The 15,746-nt window shown below is 67.8% G+C and carries 16 protein-coding genes; 5 read left to right on the top strand and 11 right to left on the bottom strand.

Annotated elements, in window-relative coordinates; translation table 11 throughout:
- Window position 1: 1 nt before the first annotated feature.
- Complete coding sequence (locus tag QXH22_RS12905; RefSeq protein ID WP_306243717.1) at window positions 2-721, bottom strand: CoA pyrophosphatase; 720 nt, start codon at window positions 719-721, stop codon at window positions 2-4.
- Window positions 722-849: 128 nt separating this feature from the next.
- Between QXH22_RS12905 and QXH22_RS12900 the strand changes: the two genes are divergently transcribed.
- From QXH22_RS12900 to QXH22_RS12885, 4 genes are all read left to right on the top strand, one after another.
- A complete protein-coding gene (locus QXH22_RS12900) occupies window positions 850-2,040 on the top strand; it encodes a cytochrome P450 (protein ID WP_306275792.1) in 1,191 nt (396 codons plus the stop codon).
- Between the two features lie 168 nt (window positions 2,041-2,208).
- Window positions 2,209-2,625 carry a DUF5313 domain-containing protein gene (locus QXH22_RS12895; RefSeq protein ID WP_306243720.1) on the top strand — a complete coding sequence of 139 codons (417 nt, stop codon included), beginning with the start codon at window positions 2,209-2,211 and terminating at the stop codon, window positions 2,623-2,625.
- A gap of 41 nt (window positions 2,626-2,666) precedes the next feature.
- Window positions 2,667-3,155, top strand: coding sequence for a MarR family winged helix-turn-helix transcriptional regulator (locus QXH22_RS12890; protein WP_306275791.1), 489 nt, complete (start codon window positions 2,667-2,669; stop codon window positions 3,153-3,155).
- A 64-nt stretch (window positions 3,156-3,219) separates the two neighbouring features.
- Window positions 3,220-5,220: a 4-alpha-glucanotransferase gene (locus QXH22_RS12885; protein ID WP_306275789.1), complete on the top strand. Its 2,001-nt coding sequence runs from the start codon at window positions 3,220-3,222 to the stop codon at window positions 5,218-5,220.
- A gap of 21 nt (window positions 5,221-5,241) precedes the next feature.
- Here QXH22_RS12885 and QXH22_RS12880 read toward each other — a convergent pair whose 3' ends face one another.
- The 10 genes from QXH22_RS12880 to QXH22_RS12835 form a co-directional block, all read right to left on the bottom strand.
- Complete coding sequence (locus QXH22_RS12880; RefSeq protein ID WP_306275788.1) at window positions 5,242-5,997, bottom strand: class I SAM-dependent methyltransferase; 756 nt, start codon at window positions 5,995-5,997, stop codon at window positions 5,242-5,244.
- The gene (locus QXH22_RS12875; protein ID WP_371934193.1) at window positions 5,994-6,947 is read right to left on the bottom strand and encodes a methylenetetrahydrofolate reductase; all 954 of its coding nucleotides are present in this window, start codon (window positions 6,945-6,947) and stop codon (window positions 5,994-5,996) included. The genes QXH22_RS12880 and QXH22_RS12875 overlap by 4 nt, the downstream gene beginning before the upstream one ends.
- A 38-nt stretch (window positions 6,948-6,985) precedes the next feature.
- Window positions 6,986-7,441 carry a hypothetical protein gene (locus QXH22_RS12870; RefSeq protein WP_306275787.1) on the bottom strand — a complete coding sequence of 152 codons (456 nt, stop codon included), beginning with the start codon at window positions 7,439-7,441 and terminating at the stop codon, window positions 6,986-6,988.
- Window positions 7,442-7,577: 136 nt separating this feature from the next.
- Window positions 7,578-8,048, bottom strand: coding sequence for a WS/DGAT domain-containing protein (locus QXH22_RS12865; protein WP_371934192.1), 471 nt, complete (start codon window positions 8,046-8,048; stop codon window positions 7,578-7,580).
- An 8-nt stretch (window positions 8,049-8,056) separates the two neighbouring features.
- Entirely contained in the window at window positions 8,057-9,265 is a 1,209-nt protein-coding gene (locus QXH22_RS12860) for an IS110 family transposase (protein ID WP_371934179.1), read from the bottom strand.
- A gap of 55 nt (window positions 9,266-9,320) precedes the next feature.
- Window positions 9,321-10,439 (bottom strand): wax ester/triacylglycerol synthase domain-containing protein, encoded by a 1,119-nt coding sequence (locus QXH22_RS12855; RefSeq protein WP_306275785.1) that lies wholly within the window; start codon window positions 10,437-10,439, stop codon window positions 9,321-9,323.
- Between the two features lie 13 nt (window positions 10,440-10,452).
- Window positions 10,453-11,316 (bottom strand): alpha/beta fold hydrolase, encoded by an 864-nt coding sequence (locus tag QXH22_RS12850; protein WP_306275784.1) that lies wholly within the window; start codon window positions 11,314-11,316, stop codon window positions 10,453-10,455.
- 240 nt (window positions 11,317-11,556) lie between these two features.
- Window positions 11,557-11,979, bottom strand: coding sequence for a nitroreductase family deazaflavin-dependent oxidoreductase (locus QXH22_RS12845; RefSeq protein ID WP_306244531.1), 423 nt, complete (start codon window positions 11,977-11,979; stop codon window positions 11,557-11,559).
- 29 nt (window positions 11,980-12,008) lie between these two features.
- Window positions 12,009-13,430 (bottom strand): FAD-dependent monooxygenase, encoded by a 1,422-nt coding sequence (locus QXH22_RS12840; protein ID WP_371934222.1) that lies wholly within the window; start codon window positions 13,428-13,430, stop codon window positions 12,009-12,011.
- 156 nt (window positions 13,431-13,586) lie between these two features.
- Window positions 13,587-14,918 (bottom strand): DNA polymerase, encoded by a 1,332-nt coding sequence (locus QXH22_RS12835; RefSeq protein ID WP_306275782.1) that lies wholly within the window; start codon window positions 14,916-14,918, stop codon window positions 13,587-13,589.
- Window positions 14,919-15,001: 83 nt separating this feature from the next.
- Between QXH22_RS12835 and QXH22_RS12830 the strand changes: the two genes are divergently transcribed.
- Entirely contained in the window at window positions 15,002-15,745 is a 744-nt protein-coding gene (locus QXH22_RS12830) for an SHOCT domain-containing protein (RefSeq protein ID WP_306243740.1), read from the top strand.
- Window position 15,746 lies beyond the last annotated feature (1 nt).

Below are 15,746 nucleotides of genomic sequence, written 5' to 3'. Positions count from 1 at the left end.
CCTAGCGCCAGGCGAAGGTCGGTTGCTCCAGTTCGTCGACCGGATCGTGGCGGCCTTCCAATCCCAGCCACCGCAGTTGCAACAGCACCGCACCCGTCGGCGCGTGAATCAGGTCGTTGCCCAGCGGGATCTGCACCACCGGACGGGGGCTTTCCTCGATGCTGATGTAGCGCGGTGAATCGGAGCGCTGCAGCTGGTGCAAACCCACGCGGTAGACGGCCAGCACTTCGTCGGGCGCCGGCCGGAGATCCAGTCGGCCGCCACCCCAGATCACGACCGGCGTGATGACGTATCCCGACCGGGTCGGGTAGTCGTCGAGCAGACCCAACACCGCCGACTCCGGGAGCCGCACGCCGACCTCTTCATCCAATTCCCGCAGCGCGGCCTCGATCACCGTTTCACCCGGATCGAGGCGGCCCCCGGGCAGCGCCCATTGGGCGGCATGAGTCCGCAGCCGAGAAGCCCGGCGACACAACAGAAATGCGGCCCCACCGGCGACGTCGATCATGTGACCGTCGAGCAGTTCGTCCGGCAGGGGACGGCCGTCCAGCCATTCGTCCAGCGGGGCAGGGTCCACCCGGTCTTCACCGATCTGGGAGTCGACAAGCACTACCGCCACGGCGGCATGCCGCTTCGCCGAGTCGGTGACGGTGCGGCGTTCGTGGCCGGCCAACCGCGCCCGGATCTGTTCGCGTAGGACGTCGTCGTAGGCGATGGTCACGGTTCGACCCTATGCCCGCCGCCTCGGCACGCGGGTGACGATTTCGTCAAAATGTGTTGACTGACGCCGCGCATTTATGTGACGATTTCGTCAGAACCTGCCACGCACCATCCCGAGGAGGCCTCCCCATGGGTTCAGCTCGGCGCGGCGTGGCGGTCGATCGCGCGAACCTCTACTCGACCGAAGCCTTGCTGAACCCCTACCCGCATTACCGGCGCCTGCGCCGGTCCGGATCCGTGGTCTGGCTGCGCCGGCACCGCGTGTACGCCCTACCGCGTTATGCGGAGTGCAAGGCCACGCTGCGCAATGACGACCTGTTCATCTCCGGCAACGGTGTCGCGCTGAACCCGCTGAGCAATCGGCTCTCCCGTGGCACCACCCTCAACAGCGACGGGGCCGAGCACGACCAGCGCCGCAAGCTGCTCGCCCACCGCCTGCTTCCCAGGGCGCTGCGCTCGGTCACCGAAGCGATCGACGCGCAGGCCGACGCCGTGGTTGAAGCCGCGGTGCGCCAGGGCGCCGTCGACGCGGTCGCCGAGCTCGCCACCGCGCTTCCACTGGCGATCGTCCCCGACCTCGTCGGCTGGCCACGCGACGAGCGGGAGCATCTCATCGCCTGGGGCGGGGCCACCTTCGACATCCTGGGGCCGCTCAATTGGCAAGCCGTCAAAGCCATTCCGCGCAGTCTGCAGATGCTGATGTTCGCCCGGCGGGTGGTGCGCAACCGGTCCGTACTGGAGGGGAGCATGGCGCACGAGCTGATCCGCGCCGCCGACGACGGCAAGCTCACCCACGCGGAATGCCCCAAGCTGATGGTCGACTACATCGCCCCCTCCCTGGATACGACGATCAGCGCCATCTCCAATGCCGTCTATCTGCTTGCCACCCATCCCGAACAGTGGCGGCTGCTCAAGGACGATCCCTCGCTGATCCCCAATGCGGTCAACGAGGTAATCCGCTACGAGTCACCGCTGCGCGCCTTCGCCCGCCAAGTTCGCGAGGACACCGAGATCGCCGGCACGCCGATTCCCCGGGGCGCGCGGTTGCTGATCCTGTATGCCTCGGCGAACCGGGATGAGAACGAGTGGGACGACCCGGACACCTTCGACATCCGGCGCGACGCCGGACGCCAGATCGGGTTCGGCAACGGGACTCACGCGTGCGCAGGCCAGGGCCTTGCCCGCATGGAGACCACCGCCATCCTGCGCGCCCTGCTGGATCGGGTGGAGCGGATCGAGGTGGCCGGGCAACCGTCCTGGGCGGTCAACAACATCATCCACCGCCACCATCACCTGCCGGTCAAACTCGTAGCGGCCTGAACTCGGTCGCCCGCGTGTGAATCCCACGACGGGGCGCGCGGATTGAACGTCGCGAAACTCCCGGCCGGGCGTGACGACACCCACATAGTTAGGACCCTAACTAATAGGGTACGATGAGAGCTGTCGAAGCCGGCTACGGCCTCGAATCGAATTGCTCTAGGAGCGACCATGGCTAACGCTCGCCCGAACCTCTGGCAGTACATCGGCTACAGCTACGGACGCCGCTTGCCCGACTCGATGCGGGACTGGGTTTCCCGCGACCTCGCCGGCCCGGGCGCCATCCGCCGCCACCTGATCCGGATGGCGATTCCCGCGGCACTCGTGCTGGCCCCCCTCTGGCTGCTACCGGCGTCACTGTACGTGCACTCGGAGATGACGGCGCCGATCTTCATCTGGGTGCTGCTGATGGCGCTGGCGCTGAACAAGGTGTGGCGGCGGCACCGGCTGGCCCAGCACGGGCTGGACCCGGGCCTGGTCGACGTCATCAAGCGCCAGAAGCAGGCGCACATCCACGAGGACTACGCCCGTCGCTTCGGGCCGCGTCCCGAAGAGGCGAAGTGGCAGGACAACAGCAGCCCGTTCTAGGTCCGACAGCCGCTGACAAGCAGCGACGAAGGAGTGACGCCATGCGCACGGAAGCCGGTGCGGAACTCGACCCACTGTCGCTGGAGCGTCAGGTGTGCTTCGCGCTGGCCGTCACCAACAGGGCGGTGCTCGCGGTATACCGGCCACTGCTGGAACCCCTGGGCCTGACCCATCCGCAGTACCTGGTGATGCTGGCGCTCTGGGACAACGCGAAGGGGGGGTCCGGCGGTAATCCCCTGTCGGTCAAAGAGATCGCCACGCTGTTGCAGATGGATTCGGCCACCTTGTCGCCGATGCTCAAACGCCTCGAGTCCCAGGGGCTGATCACCCGTACCCGCAGCGCCGCCGACGAGCGGACCACCCACATCGCGTTGACCGCGCAGGGCCGCAATCTTCGCCGGCAGGCGCTGAAAGTGCCGCCCGCTGTGGTCGAGCGTTTGGGCGTCGAGCTGGCCGAACTCGAGCATCTGCGCGAGGTGCTGACCAAGATCAACGCCGCCGCGGTAGCGGCCGGCGCACTCGACGCGTAGCCAAAAATCACAGCAGCACACCGCTTTTGGTGTGAGAAGCCTTGACCCGGGTATACCCCGCGCTGTGGCCGATCCCTCACCAGCATCCGACACCTTGCGCCAGTTGGCCGCCGCCCACGGCGTGGCGACCTCCTACCGCAACGAACGACGCGAACCCGTCGACGTCGACGCCGACGTGGTGGTCCGGGTACTCGGCCTGCTCGACGTCGACGCCCGCACCGAGGCTGACCAGCGTCGCGAACTGGCCAGACTGACCGAGGCCGACCGCGCGGGCGTCCTGCCACCCACCGTCGCCATACGCGTCGACGGCCGCCCCCGGCCGCTGCCCGGCGCCGTCACGCTGGAAGCCGAGGACGGCACCCGCGTCGACGTGCACGACGAGTTTCCGGGCGACCTGCCGGCGGGCTGGTACCGGCTGGAAACCCGGGACGGGCAACACGCCACCGTTGTCGCGGCACCGCCCCAGGTGCCGCCGACGCCCGCCACCTGGGGCTGGATGCTGCAGCTCTATGCGCTGCGCTCGGCGCGCTCCTGGGGCATCGGTGACCTGGGGGACCTGCGGGAGTTCATCGATTGGACCGCGGCCCAGCACCGGGCCGGCGCGGTGCTGCTCAACCCGCTCCATGCGCCTGGCCCCACCCACCCGGTGCAACCGTCGCCCTACACCCCGTCCAGCCGGCGTTTCGCCAATCCGCTGGCACTGCGCATCGAGGACCTCGACGCCTACCACCGTGCCGATGCGGCAACCCGGGCCGAGGTGGACGCGCTGCGTGTCTCGCCGACGACCGCGCGGATCGACCACGATCTGGTGTGGGCGGCCAAGCGGTCGGCGCTCGAACTGTTGTGGCGGGCCGAGGGCCGGCCGTCGCCGTTGGACTCCGGCTCCGCCGGACTGCGCGACTGGGCCACCTACTGTGCGCTGGCCGAGCGGCACGGCGGTCGCTGGAGCCGGTGGCCGGCACCGTTGCGGGATGTCGGCGGGCCGGCCGTTGCCCAGGCGCGCCGGGAGCTGGCCCCACGCCTGGCGTTTCACGCCTGGGTCCAGCAGCGCTGCGCCGAGCAGCTGATCGCGGTGCGCACCGCGGCGCGGGAGGCCGGTATGGCGCTGGGGGTGCTCCACGACCTCGCGGTAGGCGTGGATGCCGACGGCGCGGACGCCTGGGCCCTGGCCGACGTGCTGGCCACCGGAGTCAGCATCGGGGCGCCGCCGGACAACTTCACCCCGCGTGGTCAGGACTGGGGGTTGCCGCCCTGGCGCCCGGACCGGCTGGCCGCGACCGGCTACGCCGCACTGCGAGACATGTTGCGGGCCGTGCTCGTTCACGCCGACGGCCTGCGAATCGACCACGTTGCCGGGTTGTGGCGGCTGTGGTGGATCCTGCCGGGCGAGGGCCCCGATCGCGGCACGTACGTGCACTACGACGCCGAGACGATGCTGGCGGTGCTCGCACTGGAAGCCCACCGGGCCAACGCCACCGTGGTCGGCGAAGACCTGGGCACCGTCGAACCGGAGGTCACCGAGGCACTGGCCGACAACGGAATGCTGGGTTGCGCGGTGTCGTGGTTCACCCGTGATCAGTCCGTCGCCGATGAGCCGCTGCTGGCGCCGGCGAAGTGGCCTGCGCGGGCGGCCGCCAGTCTGTCGACGCATGACCTGCCGACGGCCGCTGGTTTTCTGCGCGGCGAACACGTGCGGGCGCGTGCAGAGCTCGGTCTGCTCACCGACGTGCCCGCCGAGCAGGCCTCCGCGGCAAAAGAACGCGCCGAGTGGCTCGCGCTGTTGCGATCCGAACGCCTGCTGCCGGCCGACCAAGCGGAGCCCGATGAGGCGACGATCATCACCGCGATGCACCGACTGCTCGCGGCGACGCCGAGCAGATTGAAGTTGATCTCCCCGTACGACGTGCTGGCCGAGACGCGACAGCCCAACCTGCCCGGCACCATCGACGAGTACCCGAACTGGCGGCTGCCGCTTCCGCAGACGTTCGAAGAATTACGGGCCGACCCGAGGGTCGCTGAGATCACCACGGTGTTCCGGGATGCCGAGCAGCACGAAAATGGCTGAGCGGTAGCCTCTTTCACCGGCTCACGCGTGACGCAGCACCAGCAACTCGCCGGTCAGCGTCCCGTCTTCCAGCAATTGCCCGATCTGTGAGCTCTGACGCTCGGCCAGTTGCCAGGCCTCGGTGTGCCCGTGCCGTTTGGTCAGCTCGTTGGTCACAACGTCCAGCCGCTCAGTCCACTCGTCCGGAATCGGCGGCAGCTCAGCGGTTCTCAGCGATTCCTCGATGTGCAGCCCCGACTCGTCCAGAAGTTGCCGTAACCGGTCCGGCGCCGGGAAGTTGTTGGATTCCAGCTGATCGTCGGGCAGGTCCCGGTGAGCCACGAACGCCAGCAACCCGATCCGTCCGCCGCGACGCACGGTGCGGTGCAGTTCGGTGAGCAATCCCAGCTGATCGGCTGCGGTGCACAGGACTCCCAGTGACCACGCCGCATCGCAACTCGCCTCCGCCAGCGGTAGTTTCGATCCCACTCCTTGTATCACCGGATAGCCGAACAGACTCTGCGCAGCGCGGCATGCGCCCGCCTCCGGCTCGAGGAGTACCGGCCGCAACTCCCGAGACCGCGCCGCATATGCCACCGGCCCGCCGATACCGGCACCGGAATCCAAAAACATGGTGCCGCTGCGGAGTTCCATGCGTTCGATAAGCCAATCCAGCGCGCTGGGGCTGCCGCTGCCCCGGCAGCCGGCCGGCACGTGATACTCGGGGCCCAGGTCGGCCGCGACCTGCGCGGTCCATTCGGCGACCGTGTCGAATTCCGCCTGCATCGCGTCGGTCACAAGACCTCCTTCCGGATGAGCCGGCCTACCTCGGCCTTGATCTCGGCACCTACACGGGTGCCCGACGCCGACGCCAGGCCCGAAACGTTCACCCCCACCACCCCGTCGATCGTCAGCAGTGACCGAGCCTCGCTGACCGCGGCCGAAATCCCGGCCGCGATCGGGTCGGCCGAGCTCAGGACGCGCTCCGTCACCGCCGGATCGAGTTCGAGACCGGGTAGACCTTCCAACACGGCTGCCGACACGGTGTCGGTGAAGACGGCGACGGCCGCGATCACCGGTATCGACAAACCCTGGCTCCGAGCGCTTTTCATGAAGTCGGCGATCATGTCGGGGAACGGTACGTGGTTCAGCACCGCAAGCCGGGCACCCGCCCGCTGCTTCTCGACCAGCCGGGCCGGCCGAGCGTGAACGGGCGGGGCCGTGGGGGTTTCGGGGACCGCCGGGACGGCGCCGAGTGATGCCGCCAGCGACACCAGACGCGGCCCGTCCAGATCGAAGGTCTGTGTGACATCCGGTCGAACGTCGTAGCCGCGCCCGTCGCCGGTCACACACAGCACGGTGTCGACTCCGATGGTGCGCAGACCACGGAGTTCCTGCTCGAGGACGATGCGGTTGCGGTCCCGGCACGACAACGTGATCCACGGAGTGACGCCCGCATCCAGCAGCAGCGAACCCATCAGTGTGGGCGGAAAGTCCGGTCTGTTCTGGTGTTCACCCACCAGGACGGCATCGCAGGAGGTCGCCAATACCGCCGCGGTCGCCGCGACGTCGTCACGATCAAAGGGAGTGCAGCTGAAATCGGTCAGCACCAACGGCGCTGACGCCGACGCTCGACGAGGGACTGGCGTCGGACCCGACCACGGCACGATGTCGATGAAAGTACAGGCTCCGGAACGCATTTCGCATTGACCGTCTGGGCGCACGCCGCCACACGGCCCGAACTCCATCCGTTTCGGACAACCGGGCACTTCGCCCAGGGCGGCACTCAATTGGTGCCCAGTGCGCCGCCAACCGGTTGGTCTGCGACGTAGTCCATCGGCGGGCCGTCTCCGTGACCGACGTCGCGATGGGCCACTGCGGTGGCCAGCGCGGTTCCGTTCTGGATGGTCCCGATGATGTCCACTTCGTCGTTTACCGCGAACCGCCCACCGAACCTGGTGATGACGGCGGTCTCCGGGGTCAGCAGATAGGTGCGGGTGATGCCGTCACGGCCGCGAGCCGTCACCGACCCTTCGGACACCGCCACCAGCGTTCCCTGCTGGGTGATGTGCTGCTGAGCACCCGCCGGCGCCGTGTGTGGCGAGGTGAGCACATTCACCAACAAGGCGGCTAATGCCGCGGCCACAATTGTCGAGCCGAAAACAATGCTCCAGGCTTTCCCGAATGCGCCGCGCAAGGGATTTGTTTCCCGTGGCTCGCGCAGCAGGTGCCTGGCACTCATCTTCGGTCCCTCTTCCAGCGGTTTCGGTCCACCGGACAAACGCTTGTCGAATCGAAAGGTCGCTTTCGGAATTACCCGAAGGGTTGTGCCGGTAAACCGGGGCCGCGCTTTTCGACCCCGGATTTCACCGCGTCTACTAACCCGTGGTCGCAGCCGGAATGTCCCCATTCACGCGCTGCCGCAACTCGCTGAAGGCGGCGACGAACGCATCGGTCACCTCGTGGGTGTCCTTGAAGGTCGCGTCGTCGGCCAGTACCGAGACGCTCAACTGGTCGACGTAACTCCAGACGGTGATATTCAGGGCCGACCCGGCCGCCAATGGCCCGACGGAGTAGAAATCGGTGACCACGGCCCCGGCGATGCGGCCCCGCTCACGCGGGCCCGGGACGTTGGAGACGATCAGGTTGAACAACTGGTTGGGCGCCTCACGACGCGACATCCACCCGAACGTCGCGCGGGTGAGAGTGGGCGGGATGAACTCCAGCCAGCGGCCCACCAGCGTCGGTCCCAGTAGTTGGTGGTCTTCCTTGGCGATCCGCGTGGAGGTGCGGATGAGGTTCAGCCGGTCCAGCGGGTCGTGGACGTGCACGGGCAAGGAGATTCTCAATGAAGTTGTCAAGCCGCCGCAGCGCTAGGTGCGGTGGGTTGATATGGCTTGTGGTCGCGCAGCATTGCCCACAGGACGTTGAGGCGTCGTCGGGCAAGGGCAAGCACGGCTTGGGTGTGGCGTTTTCCCTCGGCGCGTTTGCGGTTGTAGTAAGTCCGCGATGCCGGGTCGGTGCGGATGGCGATGTGGGCAGCCAGGTAGCAGGCCCGCAGCAGACGTCGGTTGTAGCGGCGGGGGCGTTTGAGGTTGCCGCTGATGCGTCCGGAGTCGCGCGGGACTGGGGCCAGCCCCGCGACGCCGGCCAGGCGGTCGGGGTTAGCAAAAGCGCTCATGTCCCCGCCGGTGGCGGCCAGGAACTCGGCACCAAGGGTGACGCCGAAGCCGGGCAAACTCAGGATGATTTCGGCGTGGCGGTGGCGGCGAAATCGCTCCTCGATCATCGCTTCGGTGTCGCCGATTTCGGTGTCGAGGGCCATCACCTCCTCGGCCAGCCGGGCCACCAAGGCCGCGGCCACTTGCTGTCCGGGTACGACGGTGCGTTGGGCGTTAGCCGCCTCCATAGCGGCAGCGGCAATGGCATCGGCGTTGCGGGCCTTGCGCTTACGCAGCCAGAGCGCGAGCCGGGCGGCACCGGCGCGACGCAGCCCGTCGGGTGTTTGATACCCAGTGAGCAGGGTCAGCGCGGCCTTGCTGGCGCTGTAGTCGAAGGCACGCTCGAGGGCAGGGAAATATTCGAGCAGCTGGGCGCGCAACCGGTTGAGCGCCCGGGTGCGATCGGCCACCAAATCGGTGCGCCTGGCCGTGAGGATCCGCAAGTCCACAGCGATGTCGTCCCCGGCTCGCAGCGGTTGCAGGTCGCGGCGCATCCGCGCCTGATCGGCGATCACGGCGGCGTCTTTAGCGTCGGTTTTCCCTTCCCCGCGGTAACCGCCCGAGGCATGGTGCACGGTGCGCCCCGGAATATAGAGCAGCCGTTGCTCGGCGGCGATCAGCAAGGTGATCAGCAATGCCGCCCCACCGGCATTCAAATCGATCGCCCAGGTCAGCTCACCACCATCAGCCAGCGTCTGGACCGCGCCGATCAGATCCAGCAGCGCGGATTCGTCATTGGCCACCCGCCGCGACAGCAGCCGCTTCCCGTCGGCATCGATGACCACGCAATAGTGGTCCGATTTCCCACCATCAACCCCAGCCCACAACGGTTGTGCCACAACCACCTCCCTGCTCGCTATCGGTCCGACCAACCCAGCAGACGACCACGCCGTCACGTCCTTACACAGCGATCAAATCGCATCTCTCAATTAGCGGTCGAGTCGTCGCGGGACAACAGGCGGCCAATCTCCTTCGGCCATCAACGATGGCGACCACATGAAAGCCATACCCGCTGCCCCTGGGCGATTCGAAGCCTACGGCCGACGGCAACGAACACCCTGCAAGAAAGGTAAGGACCAGCATGGTGGCCAGCGCATTGCCCACGATCCGGTCCGGCGAGGTGTCGGTGGCGGTGGGTATCGACGCGATCAGTGGCCGGTTGGTGGGTTCGTCGTAGTTCAGCAACACCCGGCGCAGCGCGCCCGCCGCCACGGTGAGCACCAGGTCGTTGATGGTCACCTCGAGCTTCTTGCTGACCGTTTTGACGTCCGCCAGCGGTAGTACAGCGCTGGCGAAGGTCCGTCCCGGCGCGAGCTTGTGGTTGAGGAAAGTGGGCGGCGGATCGAACCGGGCAGCCAGGTCCGGGTGCGTCAGTCGCTGCCGCGCGCGCCGCTGCAGCCGGTAGGCGCCGACGACTCCGTCGCGCACCGCCGACGGCAGCGTCCGGATCCGGGCAACGTGGTCCTGGGCCGCGAAACGCACCACGTCCCGCATTCTCGGAGCGGCGAAGCAGCCCCCGGCATCCTCGGGCGCTGAGCCGGTGTCGGACCACTGCAAGGTCCGTACCATCAGGTTCGCCGAGGCGACGCCGTCGGCCAGGACGTGGTGGATCTTGCCGATCACGGCGACGCGCTGGTCGGCGAGACCCTCGGCGAAATAGAACTGCCACAGCGGGCGTCCGCGGTCCAGCGGCGTACTGGCGACCTGGCCGATGACCGCGTCGAGTTCGCGCCGTCCACCCGGGGCGGGCACCTGCACCCGCTGCAGGTGATAGTCCAGGTCGAGGTCCGCCTCTTCGTGCCAGACGGGGCGGTGCAGGTGCCACGGGGTTGTCACCAACTGGTAGTGCATGGGCTCCAGCACCGGCAGCCGGGCACGGAAAACCTCGCGGAACGCGTCGAAAGTCGGTCTGCCCTCGAACCCGGTGGTGTCCACGACCGCCACCTTCAGGGTGTGCTGGTGCACGTTGGGCGTCTCACTGGCCAGCATCAGCACATCCCAACCGCTGAGTCGCTTCACCGGCCCGCCTCCCTTATCTGGCCGCCCGCGCGACGTTCCGGGGCGAGGGAAGCCGGTCGTGGACCGACTCGATGGCCTTGGCGAGCCCTGGGACGAACGCGGCCGGCTGCAGTGTGCACCCGGCATGGCCGGCGTCCACCGGGATCATCTCGGCATCCGGGATGCGCTCGGCCAACCACTTCTGCCGCTGCACACCGAAGGCACGGTCCTTCATCGTCACCACGACCGCAGTCGGCACATCGATATCGCCGACCCAGGTGGTCGAGTCGAAACGGACCACTTCGGCGATGGCACGGGTGATGCCGCCCGGCGATGTGGCGCGAGCTTGATTGAGCACCCACTGATAGTCGGCGAACAGCCCGGTGGGCACCGCCGCCGCCGGCCCGCCGGGGCGGGGTGCGGGGGTGAGCGTTTCAATGAGGGCAGCGAACAGACCGGTGGCGACGCGCTCATAGCGGGCCCGGCTCACGGCCGCGGTCGCCGCGCACAGCACCAGCCCGTCGACCCGCTCCCGATGGCGCCGCCACACCAGCTGGGCGATCAGGGAGCCCATGGAGTAACCGACCGGCACGAAGCTGGGGATATCGAGTACGTCGGCCAAGGCGGCGACGTCGTCCGCGCAGTCCTCGAACAACATCCGGGGCGGCGAAATCCCCTGACCGTGACACCGCTGGTCGAAGATCACCACGCGCCCGAATTCGCGCACCACGTCCAGCGCCGGGTACCAGGTCATCAGGCCGGTGCAGGCGAGCGAGTGCAGCAGGACGTAGGTCGGTCCATCGCTGGGTCCGGAGTCCAGGACGTAGGTGCTGCCCCGCCCGGGAAGGTCGACTACCACCCCTTCCGGAAGCTGGCCGACCGGAGCCAACGCGGGCACCTTGGGCAGCCGCGGCAGTGGGATCCCTCGTGGACGGACGCTGACGATGGGGGTTATTAGAACAGGTGCCGCCGTCAGAACCAACCGGAATATCCGGGGATGCGACGTCGTTGCTCATCCCGACGGCGCCGGATACTTCCCCCGGGTACCACACCAGAACCGTCGCTTCGAGCGACCACTTGCCGAGAGGCGCGAAACCGGCACCGTCGCTCTACTTGCCCCAGGACATCACGCGGGGTTTCATTCCAAGACGAAGACCGGGATCTGCCGGGTCGTCTTGGTCTGGTACTCGGCGTACGGCGGGTATGCCTCGACGGCGCGCCGCCACCACTCCTCGCGCTCGGCGCCCGCGAGTTCGCGCGCGGTGAGATTGTGGACGTTCTCGCCGTCCTGCACCGTCAGTGCCGGGTTGGCCTTGACGTTGTGGTACCACGCCGGGTGTTCGGGCGCACCGCCTTTCGACGCGACGATGGCATAGCGGCCGTCGTGCTCGACGCGCATCAGCGGCACGTAGCGCTTCTTGCCGGATTTCGCGCCCGTCATGGTGAGCAGCACGACAGGCTTGTCGAAAATCTCGACCCCGTCGGTGGTGCCCTGCCTGAGAATCCGTTCGGTCTGCTCGCGTACCCAATCAGTGGGGCTCAGCTCAACGTTTTCAGCCATAACCTTTTTTAACGCATCGGCGCGGTCCGTCAATTCCCCTGCCCGCCGAACCAGGTGGTCAGGGCGTCCGTGAGCCCGGGATAGGGGGCGTCTGCGGCCCACGCGACATGCCCGTCTGGCCGGATCAGGACGGCGGCAGGAAGGGTCACCTCGCCAAGCACCGGAAGCTCGCAATTCGCAGCATGTTTCGCATCCACCACCCGCACCCGGTCGGCCCACCCCGTGATGTGGACCCCGCCATGGTCTCCGAAGTTGAGCAGCACGGGCCGGGCTCTGTGCAGTAATCGGTAGACCCGGGCGGGCCCGTCTGCCGTCGTCAGGTCGAGATCGGGCATCCGTCGTCCCAGCAGCGGATGTCCGTCACCGAGGTCGTACCGGATGTCCAGGCCGGACATCATGGCACCGACGCGCCTCCGGGGCTCCGCCATACCGAGCAGTTCGGCGGTGGTTTCGCGCAGCGCATCGGTGCGGTCGTCCGCGCGGAGCAGCGCCATCTGGGCCATCGCGTTGCGCAGCACGCGTGCGGCGACCGGGTGCCGTTCATCGTGATAGGTGTCCAGCAGGCTGTCGGGCGCCATCCGGTTGACCACCTCGGCGAGTTTCCAGCCCAGGTTCACCGCGTCCTGCATCCCGGTGTTGAGGCCCTGGCCACCGATGGGGTGGTGTACGTGGGCGGCATCGCCCGCCAGGAGCACGCGCCCCCTCCGGTAGGCGGTGGCCTGTCGGGCCGCATCGGTGAATCGGGAAATCCAAGCGGGACTGTGTATCCCGTAATCGGTCTGGTAGACGTCGATCATCGCCCGGCTCAAGTCGCGCATGTCGGGTTCGCCCGCGCCGCCCAGGTTCCGCTCGGTCACCATGACTCTGACCGCCCCGCCGTCACCGGTCCTGCTGAGCGCATGTACGCCGAGCGCGTCATGCCGGATGCCCCAGTCCGGTTCTGAGTCAGAACCGATTTCAGCTTCGGCGAGCAGGTAGCTGGCGGTCGGATCCCAACCCTCGAAGCCGATACCGGCCGCTTTACGCACCAGGCTGCGCCCACCGTCGCAACCCACCAGATACTCGGCCCGCACTAAGGCCCCGTCCGCGAGCTCGATATGCATGCCTGCGTCGCCCCGGACGACGCTTCTCACCTCGCGTCCGCGATAGACGCGCACCGCAAGCTCGTCAACCCAATCGGCCAGGAGTTGCTCGATACGGCTCTGCCACAACGCAAGTCCGTAAGGATGCCGGGTGGGCAGGTCGCTGATGTCGAGCCGGATTTGCGAGAACCCGGCCAGTTGAGCCACTTCACCCTGCTCGATGAAGCGGTCCGCAACGCCGCGCTGGTCGAGGATCTCGATGGTTCGGGAATGCAGGCCCCCCGCGCGTGCGCCGACTAGGGTCTGGTCACTGCGACGTTCGACGACGGCGACATCGATTCCGGCCAGCGCCAATTCGGCCGACAGCATCAGACCGGTGGGCCCGGCACCGACGACGACGACCGCATGTTCGGTTCTCACATCTCCCCCGTTTCGCCGAATTTCGGTTTAGCCCAGCGATTTTGCGGTATCACCCGGGTCTTGCCGCAAGCCCCCCGGTGCGGTATAGGTTGAAGGTGAGGGGAGTTACGCTACGACCGATACCGCCAGCGGCACGGCCAGTTCGTAAGCGCAGACCATCTGGTCGCGGGCCAACGACTCCACCGCATCACGCTCATCGGCCGCCACCTCGAACACCAACTGATCATCGAGTAGCGCCACCATCCGCGAGTCCAGTCCCGCGGCTGTGACGCCCTGCTCGACGCTGATCATCGCCGTTTTGACGATGTCGGCCACCCCGCCCTGCAGCGCCGTCACGCACACCGCACGCTCGGCGGCCTGACGCAGCTCGAGGTCGGGACTGTTCAGATCTGGCAGGTAGCGGCGGCGGCCCGACAGTGTCGCCGCATACCCCGAGTCCCGGGCGGCATCGACCGAATCGGCCAGAGACTCGCGCAGCGGACCGGAAAGATACCGCAGGACAAGCTCTTTAGCGTCCCTCGTGGAGACCCTCAGGGTGGCCGCCAACTCACCGGCGCCCCAGTCGTAGGCAAGGGCGTGAGCTACCGTCCGCAGCTCGTGGGCGGCCTGAGCGCCGGTCAGCCCGGCGTCCCCGGACAGGTGGGCCAACAGCCGCATCTCCAGTGCCACGTAACGGACGGTCAGCAGCTCGGAGTGACCGTCGCCGGCCACGAACCGGGTGCGGATTGCGCGCAGGTTCGGATCGGAGGACGACAACGCACCGGTAGCGGACCTGGTGTGGTGGTAGGTGGGGTGGATGCGCCCTTCCGGGAATTGCGCCGGGTCCACGGCTACGCCGACAGCCTCCAGGTCGGCCAGCGTCCGCTGCACCGGCAGCTCCAGTCGCTCCATCAGCGACGAGGAATCGATGCGGGCCGGCTCTTCGTCGAGCACGTCCGCGAGATCGAGTACCGCGCAGGCCCGCAGGATCAGCGCGGATGGCGAAACCGATTCCAGCCCAACGGTTTCGTCAGGAAGCGCGCAGCGCATGTGGTGAACCAACAGATCGTTGAGCTCGCGGCTCCGCCGCCCGGGATGCAGCAGATGAGCCGCCAGCGCGGTATCGGAGGTGACGCCGCGCAGCGTCCAGCCGCGGTTCCTCAGCGCATGCCGGATCCACTTGCCGCGGTGCACCGCCTTGGGCGGACCCGGATCAGCGAGCCACGAACCCAGCGCAGCCGCGTCGTCGTCGGTCAGCGCGGCAAGGTCGAGGTAGCGGCCGTCTCCGTCGGCCGCAACGATTGCCAGAGCGACGGCTTTGGACCGGTGACCCTCGTCACTGCCGGCCACCGCCAGGCCGAACCGGTTTCCCAGGCTGTTCTCCGCCAGCCAGGGCGCGAGCTCGCCGTCCCGCAGTACCCGTCCCCGCACGTCGAAGCCGTTGGACACGTCCATCATCTTTGGCCATGATTCGCCGACCAGTGCCGCGGGGTACCAGTAGGTAGTCTCGCCATTGCACCGACAACGAAAGATTCACGATTATGCAGGCAACGGTCACCCCCGAAGCCGAGAACGCGATCTCCGACATCGCCCAGCGCCATGGCCTTTCCCGCGACGCGGTGCTGGCCATGCTGTTCGCCATTCACGCCGGCGGCGGCACCATGGCCCAGTTCACCATTCCCGAGCTCGGCGGCGCGGGGCAGTGGATGCGCGGCGGCATGACGATGGTCGGCAACATGTTCGACAACGCGCTCAAGGCGCGCGTCGATGCGCTGTGCGGCGAGTTGGCGCAGCTGCTGGCCTCGACCACCGTGTTCCGCACACCCGCGACGCAGGCGACGGCCACCCAATTCCAGGGCGGCTTCACCTCCGGCAACTGGTGGCCGGCCGACCTCGGCGTGCCTACCTCGTCCGGCGGGCAGAACGACGTGCGCTACGCCATCTTCCCGGCCACCCGGCGGCTGGCGATCCACCTCAATGGCGTCACGAAAGTGTTCGACACCGACGAGCACCAGATCACCGGCGTGCAACAGCAGCAGGGTGGCGGACACGGGTCGGTGAGCTTCACCAGCCAGCTGGGCACCTTCGACGTGTCCAGCCTGAGGGAGCTCGGCGCGCAGCAGGTGGCCGAGACGCCGTCGTCGGCGCCCGCGCCCCAGCATCACGCCGACGACCCCGGGGCTGTCGTCGCAGCCATCGAGTCGCTGGCCGGGCTGCACGAGCGCGGCATTCTCTCCGATGAGGAGTTCGCCGCGAAGAAAGCCGAACTGCTCAGCCGGCTCTGAG

It is taken from the genome of Mycobacterium sp. TY814, from assembly GCF_030755175.1.
Lineage (GTDB): Bacteria > Actinomycetota > Actinomycetes > Mycobacteriales > Mycobacteriaceae > Mycobacterium.
Note: the sequence above shows the minus strand (reverse complement) of the source record. Positions and strands in the feature narration are given on the sequence as shown.

Bases quoted from the DNA above. Each gene is read 5' to 3' on its own strand.
- QXH22_RS12900 (WP_306275792.1), top strand. From the start codon at position 850: ATGGGTTCAGCTCGGCGCGGCGTGGCGGTCGATCGCGCGAACCTCTAC.
- QXH22_RS12895 (WP_306243720.1), top strand. From the start codon at position 2,209: ATGGCTAACGCTCGCCCGAACCTCTGGCAGTACATCGGCTACAGCTAC.
- QXH22_RS12890 (WP_306275791.1), top strand. From the start codon at position 2,667: ATGCGCACGGAAGCCGGTGCGGAACTCGACCCACTGTCGCTGGAGCGT.
- QXH22_RS12875 (WP_371934193.1), bottom strand. From the start codon at position 6,947: ATGGAGTTCGGGCCGTGTGGCGGCGTGCGCCCAGACGGTCAATGCGAA.
- QXH22_RS12870 (WP_306275787.1), bottom strand. From the start codon at position 7,441: ATGAGTGCCAGGCACCTGCTGCGCGAGCCACGGGAAACAAATCCCTTG.
- QXH22_RS12845 (WP_306244531.1), bottom strand. From the start codon at position 11,979: ATGGCTGAAAACGTTGAGCTGAGCCCCACTGATTGGGTACGCGAGCAG.
- QXH22_RS12840 (WP_371934222.1), bottom strand. From the start codon at position 13,430: ATGCTGTCGGCCGAATTGGCGCTGGCCGGAATCGATGTCGCCGTCGTC.
- QXH22_RS12835 (WP_306275782.1), bottom strand. From the start codon at position 14,918: ATGATGGACGTGTCCAACGGCTTCGACGTGCGGGGACGGGTACTGCGG.
- QXH22_RS12830 (WP_306243740.1), top strand. From the start codon at position 15,002: ATGCAGGCAACGGTCACCCCCGAAGCCGAGAACGCGATCTCCGACATC.